Raw genomic sequence first — 16,948 nt, forward strand, 5'->3', positions numbered from 1 at the left:
GGCCGGCGTGAAGGTCATGAACAAGGTCATCGGGCTCGGTATGCCTGTTCGCCAGCCGGTCAGTTAAGGGCGCCAAGCCCAGTAGGGACAGCCTGCTCCGGCTCTGATTTGATCAACAGCGCCCTCCATTTCTTAACGCATCACGTCCCGTTGGTTTTTAGTCCAGGTGTTCACCTTCGGTCAGCTGCCCGAGCACTTTACACATCGATTCTCCTTTCAGTTGCAGCCGGTGAGCGTTGTGCATCAGCCGGTCCAAGATCGCATCTGCCAGGGTGTTGTCGCCGATGCTGGCGTACCACTAATCCGTGGGCAGCTGACTGGTCACCAGGGTCGAGCTGTCGCCATGACGGTCATCCATGATCTCCATCAGATCGTTGCGGTGCGCCGCCGTCAGCGGCTCCACCAGCCCCCAGTCATCGAGCATCAGTAACCTCACCTTGGCCAGTTGCTTGAGCAACGGGTAGTAACTGCCATCGGCCTTGGCCTGAGTCAGCTCCAGCAGCAGCCGTGACAACCGGTAGTAGCGCACACTGTGGCCCCTCAGGCAGATGCTGCGGCCCAGTGCTCAAGCCAGGTAGGTCTTGCCACTGCCGCAAGGGCCGGTGATCAGCAGGTTCTGGGACCGGCTCCAGCCAATCCCCCTGAGCCAGCCGGGCTAACTGCGCCTGACTGATGGCGGCTGCTGGTAGTCAATGCCGTGCACCGTAGCTGCCAGTTTGAAGCGGGCCTGGCGGATCAGCCGATCATGTTTGCGCTGCTCCCGGCTCAGGCCTTCTTGCTCCACCAGCAGGCTAAGCCACTCTACGAACGGCAGCGCCTCGTAAGTACCTGTCTGCTCCAGCTGGGTTTGCAGGGCGCGGGCCATGCCGCCGAGTTTAAGCTGGCGCAGTTGCGCCAGAAGTTGAGTGTTCATAACAGGGGATCCTTGTCGGTGAGTCAGTGGAAACTGCGGGGGCTGCGGATGTTTTCATGTTACTGAGGTAGTTCGGCCTGCACCGTCAGTGTCTCCGGCAGGCGATCGCGCTGGCTCATGAGGCTCGACTCGATGTGCTTCAACCGATCCAGCCCTTCCCGGTTGACGATGCAACAGGCCGCACTCAGTCGCTGGCCGGGGTATTCCCGGCTCAGGTTCAACAGTCCTAGACAGACCCGATAGGCCTGCTCGGGATGGGCCCGTGCGGCCAGTTGCCCGCTTACCCAGCTCAACACCTCAGGCCCAAGATGTTTGGCCCAGTTTTTAAGGCGGCCTGGCATCCATTGCTGCTGCTTGTGATGGCGCTTGGGCATGTGGCTGACCTCAGTGATAGTGCAGGGTCGGTGCTGCCGCGGATGGAACGCCACCGCTCGCTGACGGAAGTACAGGGTGATCAGGGTGTCACTGGCGTGCAGCTCCAGGGTCTTGCCGATGTACTGATGCGGTACCGAGTAATGATGCTGTTGATATTGCACGTGGTAGTCGGTGTTGACCTTCACCGGCTTGATGTCGACATAGCGGTAGGCATGTACGGGCAGCGGCCGCAAGGCAGGCTGATCCAACTGCTCGAAGGCCTGCCGCCGGTTTACCGGTAACTGCTTGAACGGCTTGCTGTTCAGCGCTTCCAGCAGGGTCCGGATGCACTGATTGACCTCAGCCAGAGAGAAGAAGCTGTGATGACGCAGGCGGGCCAGACCAAGCCGAGCTCACCGGCTTTATGCAGCAGTTTCTGAATGCCCCCAACACTGATTTTGGTGCTTTCCCGTATCTGCCTTATCGACAGTCCGGCGGCAAGCCGCAGGCGCAGCACTTCTCAGATTTTACGCATTGTCATCCTCTTGGCTGGCATATCCTCTCCCTGAAAATGGAACAAGAATACAAAATTTTTAAAAAAATCAATGTTTTAAGATTGATCCCGGCGGAAGATGAACAGCCATGTCAAAACTTTTTCTATTGCACAGAAACAACGAAGCGGACCCTGAGGTCCGCTTCGTTGTTAGCTGGTCATGTTTCGACTCTTCCGCATTTTCAGTGCTCGCTCATACAACTGCATATCTGCCGCATGAAAGCGCTCTACCGCAAGCTGAATAACCGGAGGCAGTCCCTGCCTTGCACTGCTGCCGGCTGTCACATTCATCCTGTGCTTGTTAAGCCTTTGCTTTAAAAAATATTCTGAAAGGTAGCTGAGGTCATCATTGTAATGCTCAGTTATACCCACAAAAGCGAAGTTCTCCAGCGGAAAACCCCACAGATACTGTGAGTATATGTTACGAAACTGCTTGCTCAGGCAAAACTGCTCCAGCGACCATTTTTCTTCTATTACCTTCTTGTGGTGCGGTGCAGCAAGCTCAGGATCATAGGTTTGCTGCCAGAAATGATAATGAGAGATCAACCGCTCAACAGGATGGCGCATCCAGGTAATAAAGGTGCAAGGCTCAGAGTCAGCAAGTGACAAATACTTAAGTGGCAAAAAATGGCCATGCACACAATCGTAGTTGCTCAGGCCCTGTTCAGCCACATCAAGTGCAGATGCCAACACTTCTTTATGACGCTGCAGCCGTGGTTTGCTGATGCTTCTGTCGCCATAATCACATAGCAAGCGCTCACCAAACACCTCTTCCAGCGTGGTTCTGAAACTGGAGCCCGCGGTTTTAGGCAGATGTAAGGAAATCAGCTTCATCAGCTGGCATCCTGGGGCTCAAAGGGGTTCCAACCGGTAATGGTTCTGAACTCGTTGGTGTAGAACTCGGCGTCTTCCCGAGAGCTAATCACATAAGGAGTGATCATCAGTACCAGCTCACTGATATTAACGTCATCTTCCTGATATTTGAACAAATAGCCCAGGCCGGGAATATCACCAAAGAAAGGCACCTTGCGCTCTGTGGTGGTGGTGTTGCGCCGTATCAGGCCGCCCATATACACAGTGTCGCCGCTGTCGGCCAGCAGTTTGGTGTTAAGCGAGCGGGTTTGTATGGGCGGCGTGTCGCCGCCACCACCGGTGCCGGGCACACTTACTTCCTGGCTGATGGTCAGCTCCACCAGGCCGTTCTGGTTAATGGAAGGCGTAATATCCAGGGTTAAACCCACAGAAATATACTGAAACGTGGCCACTTCCTGATTATTGTCGGAGCCGCCAATCTGGCCGGTTTTCACCGCTATCTGGTCGCCTACGTTGATGCTGGCCGACTCCTGATCCAGCGCAATAATGCGCGGCGTAGACAAAATACGCGCCTGGCTGTTGGTAAGAGCCGCGTTCAACCGGGCAGTTACATCAGAGAACACACCAGTCAGGTTAAGAAAGCCAGAGCTGGCCAGCGCACTGGTGCCGCCGGTAATTTTGCCATCGGTAATATCCCAGGACACACCCAAACTGGTGCTGTCTTGCAGAGATACTTCGGCAATCACCGCCTGCAGCAGCACCTGCCGCGGGCGCTGATCCACAAATTTGAGCAGCTCCACCAGTCGCTGATAATCGCTGTAGCGGCCGGTAAAAATCAGCGCGTTACGCTTGGCATCCACCACCACACGATACTCATCGGTGACCACGCTCATGGTTTGAGTGCGGCCATTGTTGTTGTCGCGCATGCCGCCACGATTGCCGGGCAGCGGGTAGCTGGGTGTTACCATATTGGTATTGTTACGCTCAATCTCTTTATTGGCGTTGGCCAGCAAGTCGGCTCCGGGCTGCTCACCGGCACCTATTTCTTGCTGGGCACCAAAAATGGCCGACACCACTTCCCAAGCGTCGGCGGCTTTGGTGTTCTTCATATAATAGGCATACACACCATCGCCGCTGCCCACCGGTTTGGGTCTGTCCAGCCGGGTTACCCAATCCTGGGTGTAGTCAAGCCAGGCCCGGGTAGAAGATGAAATCAGCAAAATATTGTTCGACATGGGCACCAGCACCACGCCGTTATTGCCCTCTTCTTCATACACAGGCACGCCAGCTGCTTTCAGCGCGCGCTGCAAATCTTCCATCAGCTCTTCCTGAGTAAGATAAGAAGGCTGCACTACCGTCATATTGCTTGATACTCGTTTGGGCACGTCAAGTTTTGTCAGCAACTGATGTATTTTCTCAATATCATCCCGACGGGAGACCACCATAAGCGCATTCAGGTTGTTCTGAATAAGCACAGTGCCCTGGCTCTCACGCACTATACGCTCGGCCATGCTGCTGGCCTCAATCATGGGCAAATAGTAGATAGGAATAATCTCTACCACATTGCCGTATTTCAGCTTGGGGCCCACAGTTTCTGCCAGCAGCGAGATATTGCCCTTCTCACTCTTGGAGGCCGGGATCACGGTAACCAGACCGTCTGAAACCGTCAGCATCACGCCGTTTACCTGCAGGGCTTCTTCAATCAGGCCCAGCATGCGATCGCTGCTCACCGGCTGGGTAACCCGCAGAGTGACCAGCTGTTCATTGTTTGCCAAAGACTCATCAACAATGTAATCCAGCCCCAGCACATCACCCAGTGCCAGGTTAATAAAGTAGTTCAGTGGCATGCCATCAGCATTAATGCTGACTTTTTCTTCGGGCAACGCAATGTTGCTGCGCTCAGCAGGGCCGGCCTCAGCCTGCCGCAGCAAGGGCGCTGCTGGCACATTGCTGCGCGGGTTAATAAAACGACCGCCCTGGCCAGACAGCGCGCCTTCGCGCTCGTTAACAATAACCTGGCTGGAGGCATCGTTCATTTTGGTGGCCTGCACGGGTTTTACTGTCATATCGGGCTGCACCACACAGCCCGAGAGCACAAGACCGGAGAGCACACAGAGCGCCAACTTGCTGTATGCGGGGGTATATTCCTTTTTACTAAATTTACGCATCTGTAGAAACCTGGTTCAGCTTGTCACTGGAGGATGGAAAAATAACAAAATCTCTGGTGCCATCTGGGGTAGCAATGGTGACGGTATAGTCATTAATTGCCACCACTTTGGCAACCTCATTCAAACTATCTCCCACCTGCACCATTTTTTTTGTCTTGCCAATCAGAAACACCGCAAACTTATTACTGCCGCGGGTAATAATGGTGGTCAGCACCGGCTCGGATGATTCCACCTTCTCAACCACTTCTTGCGACGCTTCGGCCTGGTCTTTGTCGCTGCGGTTGCGGCCACTTACAAACAAGTTACCCGGTGCCATATCTGGCCATGGCTCATATTCGTTAAGCGAAAACCGAAAGTTATTACCACTGGCTGTATCGTCTTCTGCATCGCTGCGAATAGACCAGGAAGTAACCACAAAAGACAACACTGCGGACACCACAACACTGATAATCAGCTTAATGTCGAGGGGTTTTAACCAGCTCATTTCAGACGCTCCTGCTGCTTAATTTGATCCACAGCCAGCTTTCTGTAAGAAATGAACTTGCCAGAGAGCTTGTATTTCGCCTCCCCCCGCACCTGATAAGGCACCATTTCTATGTCATCCGGAATAATAATGATGTCTTCATCGGCAATGCGATACAAAAAGTCCATCAGACTCTGGCTGCTGCCCACAAAGGTCCACTCGGTGTGAATGCGCTCACCCAGCCAGCTTTTATAAGCGCCATCACCAAAGCGGCGAGTCTCAAAGGTAATATTTAAAGGGTTAAAAATACTCTCTAATGCGGTTAACTGCTCAGAAATAGCACCATTATAAGTGCGGGCCTGCAACAAATGACTCTGGGCCTTTTGGTGAATAGCATCCACTTTTTCACGAATGGTATTGACACTCTCGCGCTTGGCATTTAACGACTCCAGCTTAATCAGCTGAGCCGAGTCCACCGTAATGGTGTCTATAAACTGGTCACGCCACTGCATGTAGGGCAACACCAAAAACATAATCACCACAATAAGCAAAATAGCCAGGCCCGCCCACTGCACCAGAGGGCTGGACAGCTCGCGCTTCAGCTCTTCCTTGTTGTTAAGGGGTAAACGGTCGATGATATTCATGGATTTTTCAGCCTCACTTCCGCCCGAAACACCTGCATGCCGTCATTGTTAAAGGTGATTTCTCCCAGCAAGCGGGCACTGTCTACTGATGTCATGGAGGTCAGGCTCTCAAGAAACTGATTACTGTCGGTGGCCGCTCCTCTCAGCGTTACCACACTGTCTTTATAAGAAAGACGCTCAATCACCACCTCAGGAGACAACGCAGACAACAGCTCATCAAGGTAGCCCACCAGTTGCTGCTGCTGGTCTAACGCGCCGTTAATCTGCTCCATATTTTTAGACACATCCTGAAAATGACTGCGCGCATCCAGCACATCCTGCACCTCGGCCTGCAGCACATTTACCTCGTCTTTAATGGCACTATGCTTGCTGTTCAGCCAGGCATAATCCAGCGCCATATAAATAAGCCACAACACAGACAACACCCCCACGGCACGATAAAGCGGCACAGGGTTGGTCAGGTCGAGCTTGTCGGCGCGCTTGCCTGCCTGCAGCACACGCCAGCTGGTGTCTGGCTTTAACTCACTCCACTCCAGATCAATGCCAATATGCTCACCATCATTGGTAAAGCACACCACCTTATCGCGCTGGCAAGACAACACCAAATGACGCTGATGCGCCATTCTTAATGAACCAATACGCTCAATGGCATCAGCAGCAGACACAGAGCAGGTAAAAATGGCGCTATCTTCTTTATAAAACAACACACTCTTCTGACCGCTAGCACTCATCATGCCCGCATAATACGCCATGGCCGGAATAACATGAGTAACGTCATCCGCAAACGCCACCTGCTGCTTTTGCCAGATCCACACCGACACCTGCCAGTGGTGGCTTATTTCATTCACCAGATAATAAAAACCGTAATCCGGCCATTCCACCAGGGTTTTCAGCTCGTTTTCTACACAGCCGGCAATGTCGTCTTTGGCAATAATGTCAGTTTCATACTGAAACTGCTTAAACAAACACACACTCTGCGGCACCAGGCCAATTACCCGATCAAAACGCCCTACCTTGCCGGCAGGCACTGTGGTTTTGTGCTCACAAGACACAGGCCATAGCAGGTGCTCTTTTTGAATTTTATTTAACACAACTACCTCTGCGGGCTTACTCAGCCGTGCTGATTAAAAAATGCCGTTCATGATCAGGAAAATACCAAAGGCGCTTTCTGGGTGGCAGCGGAATGGTGGTTCTAACCTGATATTCAGCACGGGCAGTAACGCCTTTATATTGATACAAAACCCGATAGCGGGAGCTGGGGATCAAAGACTGATCCACCGCAATGCCCAAATCAAAAATCATGGTGGAGATGTCGTCCCACCGTCTGCGCTCTTTCAGGCTGGTTACCCGAGACAAGTCGCTGTCGGTAAGACCAAAAGCATGCACCAGCAAAAAGTCAGGAACGGTCGCAAAGTTCACAAAGCTGGAGCCAGAAAGCGCCAGCACAGAGCGCAAGCCCGGGCGCTGCTCGTTGTCGTTAAACATCTCAGGAGTAATGCCCGGAATAAGCATTAACTCATCCAGGCTTCTGAAGGGCGCATTGCGTTCAAGCGGCAGCGCTTCTCCGTCAGCATCCTGACGCTGCCAGCGAACGATATGGTTAACTATTTCCGTTGCCTGCTGCTCATCGGTATAGCCAGTAAACAGTTTTACCAACTCGGCTCGTCGTAGATAGTGCAAACTCAGCAAGCCGGCCAGGTCCTGCACTGCTACCTCTACGCCGTTTTTCAGCTTGATAAAGGTGCCATCGGTAGGAATAAACAAATCGCCCACGTTATAACCACCGGGCAGCTGCTCGCCGGCAAACATAGACAACAGCAGTTCTTGCTCGGCATCGTTAATTTTTAATCTTGCCTGCCACTGCTCCTGCACCAGTGCTGCTTCATCAATCTCCGCATTGGAGCGCACCAGCAGAATGCTCGCCATGGTCACCATAATGGTGATCACTATCAGCGCCAGCGGCAGCACCACGCCTTGCTGCTTGCTCACATTACCACCGTGTCTGCATTAATGTCGGCACCCATCTGATAAACCGGAATGGGAAAAAACCAGTCTTTCACCTCACCATTGGTAAAGTGCAGCTCAAGGTGCACGCTCAGCGGTAGCAAGCCTTCTTCATCGGCCTGATAGGCTTTAATCCAGGTGGGCTCATAACGAACATCAGACGCATCTCTGAAGCGCGACAGCGCGTCTTCAAAATTGGGCGGTGCCAAATAGTCAATGCTGTAGCTTTTAATATTATCAAACAGCACCAGCTCTTTGGGCTCGGTGTTGCCATAGTAACCAAGGTAAGGATCTTGGTTTACGCGCTCGCGGTAAACCAGCGCATAGCGGCTGACCTCACTTTTAAACTCAAACTCAACCCGGGCATAGGTGCCCGGCCCGCTAATGGCCGGCGCGTTCGACAAAAAAGAGATCATATACTGATCTCCTTCAAAATATGGCATGGCCTCGGCAATAGCAGTCACAAAGTTGGACGTATTTGCCTGCGAAAAGGTATTCTGAATCCACTGATAGCGGTTATACACTTTTCTGACTTCGCTGGTTTTATCTATGCTTTTGCTCCAGTTCAGCCGGCCTTGCTCAAACCCCAGCATAATCAGGGAAATAGCCATAGAAAACACCGCCAGGGCCACCAGCAGCTCAATGAGCGTAAAACCTTTTTGTTTATTTGTCATACCAGCCGAGCTGCTCAAATTCAAATGCACCACTATTGCTGTCGCTTCGGTACGCAACCGCAATTTTATACAGCTGTAAAAACTGATCAGAGTCGGCAGTCAGCTCCCCGCGGATCAGCATGGCGGCACTTACTGGCTCGGCCTTCCACTCAAACTGCAGCAAGTCACCCAGATCACCCGCACCTTCCTTTTGCTTGCCCGGATTAATTAGCGAAATCTGGTTGCGCATGTTTTCTTCAATCATGACTTTTTCCCGGGCAGCATCAGCCTTGGCATGCTGCAGCTGCGCCTGATTAAACATAGGGAACACCACAGAAACAACAGTAACCATAATAGTAATGGCCACCAGCACTTCAATAAGAGTAAAGCCGAAGCTGTGCTTAGCGTTTTTCAATGACCACCTCTCCATCGGGCATGGCCACCTGCACCACCCAGTGCCGGTCGGCAGCCGTGGTCAGATTTATATCTCCGCCCGACACCATGCCGTCACTACGAAACACAATGGGCACTGCCAACGCGGCTGCCAGCCCATGTTCAGCTGCTGCCTGTAGCAACACAGCGCTTTGCTGCTGCAACGTTACATTCTGCCCCTGGCGGCGCTCATTGCGCACATAAGCAGAAACCTTCTGCCAAAAGTGCTCTACCTGCTGCTGCTCCTGAAAGCGGGTGTATTGCCCCCACAAGCCGGGCACCACCACGGCCGCCATAATGGCCAGCAAGGCCATTACTACTAGCAACTCTATTAAGGTAAATCCCTTCTGCCTGCTCATCGCGATCAGAACTTGCCAATATCGTGATTTTCGTCTTCACCGCCTTTTTTACCGTCTTTACCCAGGGTGTAAAGCGCGAACTGGCCGTTGTCTTTCAGCTCATACACATAGGGCTTGTCCCAGGGGTCCAGAGGCACCTCTTTACTCAGGTAAGGGCCATCCCAGGAAGGGGCATCCTGGGGCTCTGTCATCAGCGCCTGCAACCCCTGCTGAGTAGTAGGAAAGTCGCCATTATCAAGGCGGAACGTGTTAATAGCAGAGGTCAGCAGCTCAATCTGGGCTTCGGCCACCTTGCTTTTGGAAGAGCCCACCTTGTTGAACAGACTGGGGCCCACCAAACCGGCCAGCAAAGAAATAAGCACCAGCACCACCAGCAGCTCAATCAAGGTAAAGCCTTTATTTTTATGCATTTGCTTTGCCACTTTCATCTATTTACCATCCAATATCGTTAACAGAAATAATGCCGGAAATCAGTACCACCATAATGGAGCCCACCAACAGCCCCATTATCATAATGATGGCGGGCTCCAGAATGGAGAGCGCCCGCTTAATGCCTCTGGTTAAGCGGCGCTCATAAAGGTTATTAATTTCTTTAAAACTCTTGGGCAACGACGCCCCCGCCTCACCCGACTTCACCAGCCGGATCACCATGGGCGGAAAAATATTCTGCTGCTCCAGCGCCCCGCCCAGGGCGTGGCCTTCTTTGATCATACCTACTACCCGGTTCAGCTTTCTTGCCATGTTGGCGTCGGAGACATTGCTCAGGGTAATTTCCACCGCCTCGGTAATTTCCACTCTCGACTCCAGCAGCTTTTGCATGCTGCTGGAAAAGTTCACAATCTGCCAGGCCGAAACCAGATCTTTCAAAAACGGCAACCGGCCAATCAGTGCCATCAGTTTGCTCTGCAGCACGCCCTGCCGGTAAAGATGAAACAACACCCCCACCAACACGATCAGCAAGCCATAAATCACAGTGGCATTTTCATTAAAAAACCGGGCCCAGCTCAGTAGCCGCACCAGCGCGCCCTGCTGTGAGTCGTCCGACACCATGCTCTCGAAGTTGGGGATCACATAAGAGAACAGAAATAACACCACAGCCACACAAATAAAAATAAGAAAGGCCGGATAAGTCAGCGCCGATTTAACCTCAGAGACCAGGTTTTCTTCCCGCTCAATACGCTCGGCCACACTCAGCAACGCCTCCGACATATTACCGTTGGCCTCACCCAGGCGCAGCATGGAGCTCACATAAAACGGAAAGGCATCGGGCTGGGCAGCCACCGCATCAGAAAAGCTCATACCGGAAGACACATCGTCATAAAGCCGCTTGAACACTCTGTAAACGTTTTTATCTTCCGAGGCATCGGTCAGCAAAAACAAACAGGAATCAATGGCCATGCCACTGGCACGCAGGGTAGCCAGCTCACGCAGTGTGGTCATTAATGACTCACGGCTTATCTTAAAGGTTGCGGCGCGATCTTCCTGCTTCAGCAGCACTATGTTCAGCTGGCGGCGCTCAAGCACCTTGCGGGCTTCCTGCTCCGAGCCTTCGTTCAGCCAGCCATCAAGAAGGCCACCGTCCTTTTTTCTGGCAATATACCGGAACTGCTTCATCAACCCACTACCCGTAACACTTCATCTATGGAGGTTTCGCCAAAGGCGGCCCGCAGCAACGCATCCTGACGCAAATTGCGCATATTTTGCTGGTCGGCAATGGTCTGCAACGCCTGCATATCTATGTTCACGTCGTAATCGGCAGACCACTCCATCAACTCAAAAATAGCCAGCCGGCCCTTATAGCCGGTGCCATTACAATGGTCGCACCCTACCGGCACTTTCCACTCGGGCACACTCGGGGCCATATTTGGCCAACGCTCGCTTACCTCCTGCCAGCCCAGCTCCGCTGCGCGCGCCGCCTGAGTGTGCTCACCCGTGCTGCACACAGGGCACAGCTTTCTTACCAAACGCTGAGCCATTACCCCCACCAGGGTGGATTTAATCAAATAATCCGGAATGCCAATATCTTTAAGGCGCACAAAGCTGCTGGGGGCGTCGTTGGTATGCAAGGTAGACAACACAAAATGACCGGTAAGGGCCGACTGAATGGCAATTTGCGCGGTTTCTTTATCCCTCATTTCACCAATCAGCATAATATCGGGATCCTGTCGCAGCGCCGAGCGCAGCACGGTCGCAAAATCCAGCCCTATGTCGCTGTTTACCTGAATTTGCGTCAGCCCCTTCATCTGATATTCCACCGGGTCTTCAACGGTAATAATCTTGTTATTGTCGTCGTTCAGGCTGTGCAAAATGGTGTAAAGCGAGGTGGTTTTACCACTGCCAGTGGGGCCGGTGATCAGAAAAATACCGTTTTTAAGCGAAATAATTTTATCAATGGCAGCCAGGTGATCCGCAAACATATCCAGCTTTTTCACCTGGGCGGAGGTGTCTTGCTGCTCATTGCTGAGCAAACGCAGCACAGCGTTCTCACCATATACAGTGGGCGTGGTCGCCACCCGAATATCCACCTGCATGCCCGACAACCGCACTCGAATACGACCATCCTGCGGCAGACGCTTTTCGGAAATATCCAGCCCAGCCATCAGCTTAATGCGCGATAACACAGCAGCATGCTGAGACACACTGGGCTGATCCACGGTGCGCAGCACACCGTCTACCCGGTAGCGTACACTGAACTTGTTACGGTTAATCTCAAAATGAATATCTGAGGCTTTTTCTTTAATGGCGCGCTGAATGCTCTCATTCACAAACTTCACCACAGGGGCGGTAGAGCTCTCCTGCTCCAGAATGCCGCCGCCGTGCATGCCGGCATGCTCTTCCACACTCGAGAACAACTGGCGCAGCTCATAGTTGGAGCACAACAGCGGATGTGCCTGCAGGCCATAATTCTGCTCCACCGAGCTGGCCACAAACTCATCCCAGATATCCATCTGAGCGATATAAAGTATGCCCTGTTGCTCGTTCAGTAATACAGGAAATGCCTGCTGCTGACTCCACCACTCTTCACTGAACAACTTCGCCAGCAGCTCATCAGCCGGAGGTTCTCCGCCACAATGCTCATCCAAAAACGGCTGCAGCAGCGGCAGCGACAGCTGTACAGACAACGCCTGCAAAACATCCGCCTCGGTGCAATAACCCTGAGAAACGCAAATTTCACCAAAATAGGGTCGCTTCACAGAAGTTGCCTGCTGCTGAATGCTTAACACATTGTCCACATCACTTTGCATAAGCAGCCCCTGCTCACACAAAATTTCACCCAGAAACAAAGTCATTCAAAGTCACCTTCAGCAAGCCTTACAGCAAATCTGCAAAAACCACTTTCATCTTTTTGAAGAAAACATAAGCAAGCACCAGAGCCAGCAACGAGCAGCCAAACTGCACCAACAAATGCTCAACCACAATGCTCTGGCCGGTAAAACCGGCTCTTATGGTGTCGGCCACACTACTGATGGGGTTAAGATACAAAAAGGTGGCCAGCCCTTCGGGGGCCGTTTCTACCGAGAAAAACACAGTGCTGGTAAACAGCAACACCATGCCCAGCACAGGTGTAATTTGTGCCACATCTTTTAAAAAAACCCCCAGGGTGGCCAGAAAAAATGCAAACGCCGAGAGCGTAAAGAAATACACAAACACCGCCAGCAGCATATAGGCCACACTGTGCACGCCAAGCTCAGCACCGGCAAAAAAGGCGTACACACACACCAGTGTCAGGCCAATCAATAAATTTACACAGGCCACCAGCACACAAGACAGCGGCAGCAGCTCCACCGGAAAAATCACCTTTTTCACCAGATTGGTGTTGGACCGAATAATCATGCTGGCAGAAGCGATTACATCGGTCAGGCAAATGTGACACAAAATGCCCACAAACAGCATTAAACCATAGTTGGCGGTGTCTCCGTCGGGCAGCAGCCACTTGGCTTTAAACACCAGCACAAACACGGTGGAATAAATGGCCAGCATCATCAGCGGATTAAGAATGGTCCACAAAAAGCCCAGCGTGGTGCCCTTAAACCGGGAATGCAGCTCCCGCACCACCAACGACTGCAATACAGACACTTTTTGCTTAACCCCGCCAAACCCCATACTGCTGTGCTCCTGCTACTACTCTGCCAAACCCGACGTGCATCGGACACGCTACCGCCCTTGGGTTGCAGCTCCCATAGTGCTGTTCTACAACAGAGCTTGTTGGTGCTTTTAAAAAGCTTAAACAACAAGCAGTTACTGGATGCAAGCAAGGGCCTTTGTCCACCTGAAACAGGCCGGCGAATACTAACACATGGCCCATAGCATAAAAACCAGCATTAAAATGACGAACTCCCTGTTTTTGAGTACCCTATGCCCCGCACTATCCAGTTCAGGAACAACGGATTGACCCCCATTAAACAACGCCAGGTATTTTATCTTCACGGCTTTGACCCACGCGGAGCCGCTTATTATCACCGGCTCTATCGCGAGCAGGCGGCACAGCAGGGCCAGGTAAATAACCTGCACATTGACGTTTCTGCACGCCAGCGCCACAGCGAACACAGCCACCACTGGCAGCTGAATGCCAACGGCACCCAAAGCAATTACTGCTTTTTAAGCTGGGACGACATAGTGCGCCGGCACTGGGCCAAAGGCTGGAAACACATATTAAGTGACATGCTGAGCTTTATGCGCTGCTATGTGCTCACTCCCAATGCCTTTCGTTATATTTTTGCCGCCCCCAAACAACTGATGGCCGGGCTCTATCCGGCACTGTTTATGCTGCTGAGCATGGTGCTGAGCGGATGGGCCTCAGCAAGTGCCGCCACTCAGCTGCCCTGGCAAGCGGCGCAATGGCCCGCCGGCCTGGTGCTGTTTATGGCTCTCATGCATGGCAGCAAGTGGCTGGGCAACAAGCTGGCGGTGTTCTGGCTGCTGCGCATTTATGTGTTTTCGGCGCGCTGGGCTAATGGCCGGCTGCCCGAGCTGGAGCCCCGCATTAATCACTTTGCCGGCCAAATTGCCAACGCCATAAATGATGAGCATAACGATGAAGTGGTAATTATCGCCCACAGCGTGGGCACCATGGTGGCCATGCCGGCCATGACCCGGGCGCTGGAGCTGATTAACGACAAATCCAAACTGGCCAACCAGCGGGTAGTGCTTATTACCCTGGGCCACTGCATTCCGCTGGTCAGCTTTCATCGCAAGGCGTACGCGTTTCGCAACAGCATGGCCGCCTTGGCCCACACCCCCGAGCTGCTGTGGCTGGACTACACAGCCCCCACAGACGGTGCCTGCTTTCCGCTGCTGAACCCGGTTACGTCCTGCGGTGAAACCTGCGCGCCCAACGCCGGCCCGCGCATGCTCTCTCCGCGCTTTTTCATGCTGTACCACCCACAGCGCTATAAAAAGCTGCGCCGCGCCTGGTATACCATGCACTTTTTATACTTAATGGCCACCGACAAGCCCGGCCCCTACGACTTTTTTGCCTTTACTGCAGGGCCGCACTCCATTACCAGCCAACTGAAGGAAAGATCATGAGCTGTCCGGTATTTCCTAAACCCGCCAAAAGCAAAGCCTCGTTGTGGAAAGTGTTCTTCACCAAGCGTCACTCCTGGCTGGATGCGCTGTATGAACGCAGCTACGGCATGAAAATGGGTGAATACAAGCTGCCCGGCCTTACCCTGTATATGGTGAATCAGCCCGAACTGGTAAGAAAAGTTATGGTGCAAAACATGGCCAACTTTCCCAAAAATCGCATGCTGGGCGATATTTTAGAGCCATTGCTGGGCGAAAGTATTTTCACCACCAACGGCGAAAAATGGCAAAAACAGCGCAACATGCTGGATCCGGCCTTTAAACACGCCAGAGTGCAGCAGGTGTTCGGGCTGATGCAAAACGCCGCTCAAGACATGCTCGAACGGCTGAAAAATCACAAACCCGGGCAAGACATAGATCAGGAAATGACCTTTGTTACTGCCGACATTATCTTTCGCACCATTATGTCGTCCAAACTGAATGAAGCGCAGGCCAACCGCATTCTCGATGCCTTTATCCGCTTTCAGGCCGAATCGCCCAAACTGGCGCTGATGAAAATGTTCCGCCTGCCCGGCTTTTTGCAGCGCGGTGCCAGCGAGCGCAAACGCATAGCTGCCGCCAAAGAAATAAGGGGCACCATAGAAGACATAGTTCGCCCGCGCTATCAGCAGGCAGAAGCCGCGCGCGCCGGCTGTCCCAACGCCAGGGCAGAGCTTGAAAACCAGCAAGACATTTTATCTTCCCTGCTACTCACCACAGACGCCACCACCGGCCAGCCCTTTGGCTTTGATGAAATAGTCGATCAAATCTCCATGCTGTTTCTGGCCGGGCACGAAACTACCGCAAGCTCCTTGACCTGGTCACTCTATTTGCTGGCCTCACACCCGCCAATACAACAAGACACCTATGAGGAAATTAGTCACGTGCTGAGTGAGCAGCCCATGAGTGTGGGCGCACTGCGCAAAATGGTGCTGGTGCGGGACGTGTTTCGCGAAGCCCTGCGGCTCTATCCGCCGGTGGGCTTTTTATCCCGCGAGTGCGCGCACGCCACCGAAATGCGCGACAAAAAAATGAAAGCCGGCAGCACCGTCATGGTCTCACCCTGGCTCATTCACCGCCACAAAGACTACTGGCACAAGCCCCATGATTTTGACCCCTATCGTTTTACCAGCAAAGAGCTGAAAACTCCGCTCAGCAAGTCTTATCTGCCCTTTGGAGCCGGCCCGCGGGTGTGCATTGGTGCCGCCTTTGCCCAGCAGGAGTCCAGCCTTATACTGGCCAGCATTTTGCAGAACTACCATATTTCCATGCCGCAAGGCTTTGAGCCCCACCCCGTAGGCCGGCTCACCATTCGCTCCGAAAACGGCCTGCAACTCATTCTTACTCCAAGGAACAAAACACAAAAATGAAAGAACGCATCGCCGGCTTTATTCTCATGTGCGCTGTGGTGCCCCTGGCCATAGTGGGCTACCTCATCATCTGCTATGTGGGCTTTATCGGCCGGGTAGAGCGCGGCCGCGCCGGCGTGCGCGCGCTCGACCACTTTGTAAATGCTTCAGTATTTAACGGCTACGCCTGGGAGTCGGTGTCTTCCCATGCCTGGCGCGAGCGCGACAACAAACGCTGGGCAAAATTCGTTATCTGGCTCACCAACCACTTTCAGCAAGATCACTGCCGGCGCGCCAACAAACGCGAACAACCGCTGGTAGACCTGATGCTGCAAAAAGGGCTGCATAAGCAAACGATCAAATAACAGCTGTAGTCCGTAGGTTGGTGATGAGCGCAGCGAATCCCAACATTTGTATCGCCGCCAGCAAAAGTGTTGGGACGAGTCCCAACCTACAGGGAGGCCGGGAGGGGGCATACCGAGGTCGGGAGGGAGTTGCCTTGCTCCTCCCCCTCTTCAAGGGGGAGGTTGAGAGGGGGTTAACTTACAGCTGACAGCGGCGTTGTTTCCTAAATCAGGGAACTATCTGTCTCAGCCGTGATCCGATCTCCTAACGAACGGACTCAGGAGCAGGCAGATGGGCAAAGCTCGGCACAACATCAGCAACTGGCGGCAGTAC

At 52.9% G+C, this 16,948-nt stretch carries 16 protein-coding genes and 2 pseudogenes; 3 read left to right on the forward strand and 15 right to left on the reverse strand.

Going from position 1 to position 16,948, the window contains the following annotated elements; all coding sequences use genetic code 11:
• Positions 1-157 precede the first annotated feature (157 nt).
• The 15 genes and pseudogenes from istB to Q9290_RS16400 all read right to left on the reverse strand — a co-directional run bounded on the left by istB (position 158) and on the right by Q9290_RS16400 (position 13,433).
• Positions 158-913: pseudogene (istB, locus tag Q9290_RS16330) on the reverse strand (IS21-like element helper ATPase IstB).
• A gap of 59 nt (positions 914-972) precedes the next feature.
• Positions 973-1,668: pseudogene (locus tag Q9290_RS16335) on the reverse strand (Mu transposase domain-containing protein); the annotation flags it as partial.
• Positions 1,669-1,970: 302 nt separating this feature from the next.
• Positions 1,971-2,654: a hypothetical protein gene (locus tag Q9290_RS16340; RefSeq protein ID WP_306080703.1), complete on the reverse strand. Its 684-nt coding sequence runs from the start codon at positions 2,652-2,654 to the stop codon at positions 1,971-1,973.
• Positions 2,654-4,699 carry a type II secretion system protein D gene (locus Q9290_RS16345; RefSeq protein WP_306080704.1) on the reverse strand — a complete coding sequence of 682 codons (2,046 nt, stop codon included), beginning with the start codon at positions 4,697-4,699 and terminating at the stop codon, positions 2,654-2,656. The genes Q9290_RS16340 and Q9290_RS16345 overlap by 1 nt, the downstream gene beginning before the upstream one ends.
• A 94-nt stretch (positions 4,700-4,793) precedes the next feature.
• Positions 4,794-5,285, reverse strand: a complete 492-nt coding sequence (locus Q9290_RS16350) for a hypothetical protein (RefSeq protein WP_306080705.1) — start codon at positions 5,283-5,285, stop codon at positions 4,794-4,796.
• Positions 5,282-5,908 (reverse strand): hypothetical protein, encoded by a 627-nt coding sequence (locus Q9290_RS16355; RefSeq protein WP_306080706.1) that lies wholly within the window; start codon positions 5,906-5,908, stop codon positions 5,282-5,284. Before Q9290_RS16355 ends, Q9290_RS16350 begins: the two co-directional genes overlap by 4 nt.
• The gene (locus Q9290_RS16360) at positions 5,905-6,789 is read right to left on the reverse strand and encodes a PilN domain-containing protein (RefSeq protein ID WP_306080707.1); all 885 of its coding nucleotides are present in this window, start codon (positions 6,787-6,789) and stop codon (positions 5,905-5,907) included. The genes Q9290_RS16355 and Q9290_RS16360 overlap by 4 nt, the downstream gene beginning before the upstream one ends.
• A gap of 226 nt (positions 6,790-7,015) precedes the next feature.
• Positions 7,016-7,897, reverse strand: a complete 882-nt coding sequence (locus Q9290_RS16365) for a type II secretion system protein GspK (protein WP_306080708.1) — start codon at positions 7,895-7,897, stop codon at positions 7,016-7,018.
• On the reverse strand, positions 7,894-8,586 hold the full coding sequence (locus Q9290_RS16370; RefSeq protein ID WP_306080709.1) for a PulJ/GspJ family protein: 693 nt from the start codon (positions 8,584-8,586) through the stop codon (positions 7,894-7,896). The genes Q9290_RS16365 and Q9290_RS16370 overlap by 4 nt, the downstream gene beginning before the upstream one ends.
• Positions 8,576-8,980 carry a type II secretion system protein gene (locus tag Q9290_RS16375; protein ID WP_306080710.1) on the reverse strand — a complete coding sequence of 135 codons (405 nt, stop codon included), beginning with the start codon at positions 8,978-8,980 and terminating at the stop codon, positions 8,576-8,578. The genes Q9290_RS16370 and Q9290_RS16375 overlap by 11 nt, the downstream gene beginning before the upstream one ends.
• On the reverse strand, positions 8,967-9,356 hold the full coding sequence (locus tag Q9290_RS16380) for a pilus assembly FimT family protein (protein ID WP_306080711.1): 390 nt from the start codon (positions 9,354-9,356) through the stop codon (positions 8,967-8,969). Before Q9290_RS16380 ends, Q9290_RS16375 begins: the two co-directional genes overlap by 14 nt.
• Positions 9,357-9,361: 5 nt before the next feature.
• Positions 9,362-9,766 (reverse strand): type II secretion system major pseudopilin GspG, encoded by a 405-nt coding sequence (gene gspG, locus Q9290_RS16385; RefSeq protein WP_306080712.1) that lies wholly within the window; start codon positions 9,764-9,766, stop codon positions 9,362-9,364.
• A 22-nt stretch (positions 9,767-9,788) separates the two neighbouring features.
• Complete coding sequence (locus Q9290_RS16390; protein ID WP_306080713.1) at positions 9,789-10,970, reverse strand: type II secretion system F family protein; 1,182 nt, start codon at positions 10,968-10,970, stop codon at positions 9,789-9,791.
• Entirely contained in the window at positions 10,970-12,646 is a 1,677-nt protein-coding gene (locus Q9290_RS16395; RefSeq protein WP_306080714.1) for a GspE/PulE family protein, read from the reverse strand. The genes Q9290_RS16390 and Q9290_RS16395 overlap by 1 nt, the downstream gene beginning before the upstream one ends.
• 22 nt (positions 12,647-12,668) lie before the next feature.
• Positions 12,669-13,433, reverse strand: coding sequence for an ABC transporter permease (locus Q9290_RS16400; RefSeq protein ID WP_306080715.1), 765 nt, complete (start codon positions 13,431-13,433; stop codon positions 12,669-12,671).
• 312 nt (positions 13,434-13,745) lie between these two features.
• On the opposite strand from Q9290_RS16400, the gene Q9290_RS16405 reads away from it, so the two are divergent.
• The 3 genes from Q9290_RS16405 to Q9290_RS16415 are packed head-to-tail and all read left to right on the forward strand — an operon-like array spanning position 13,746 to position 16,635.
• Positions 13,746-14,885 carry a hypothetical protein gene (locus Q9290_RS16405; RefSeq protein ID WP_306080716.1) on the forward strand — a complete coding sequence of 380 codons (1,140 nt, stop codon included), beginning with the start codon at positions 13,746-13,748 and terminating at the stop codon, positions 14,883-14,885.
• A complete protein-coding gene (locus tag Q9290_RS16410) occupies positions 14,882-16,291 on the forward strand; it encodes a cytochrome P450 (protein WP_306080717.1) in 1,410 nt (469 codons plus the stop codon). The genes Q9290_RS16405 and Q9290_RS16410 overlap by 4 nt, the downstream gene beginning before the upstream one ends.
• Entirely contained in the window at positions 16,288-16,635 is a 348-nt protein-coding gene (locus Q9290_RS16415) for a hypothetical protein (protein ID WP_306080718.1), read from the forward strand. Before Q9290_RS16410 ends, Q9290_RS16415 begins: the two co-directional genes overlap by 4 nt.
• Positions 16,636-16,948: the final 313 nt, after the last annotated feature.

This window comes from Oceanimonas aquatica, assembly GCF_030732065.1.
Lineage (GTDB): Bacteria > Pseudomonadota > Gammaproteobacteria > Enterobacterales > Aeromonadaceae > Oceanimonas.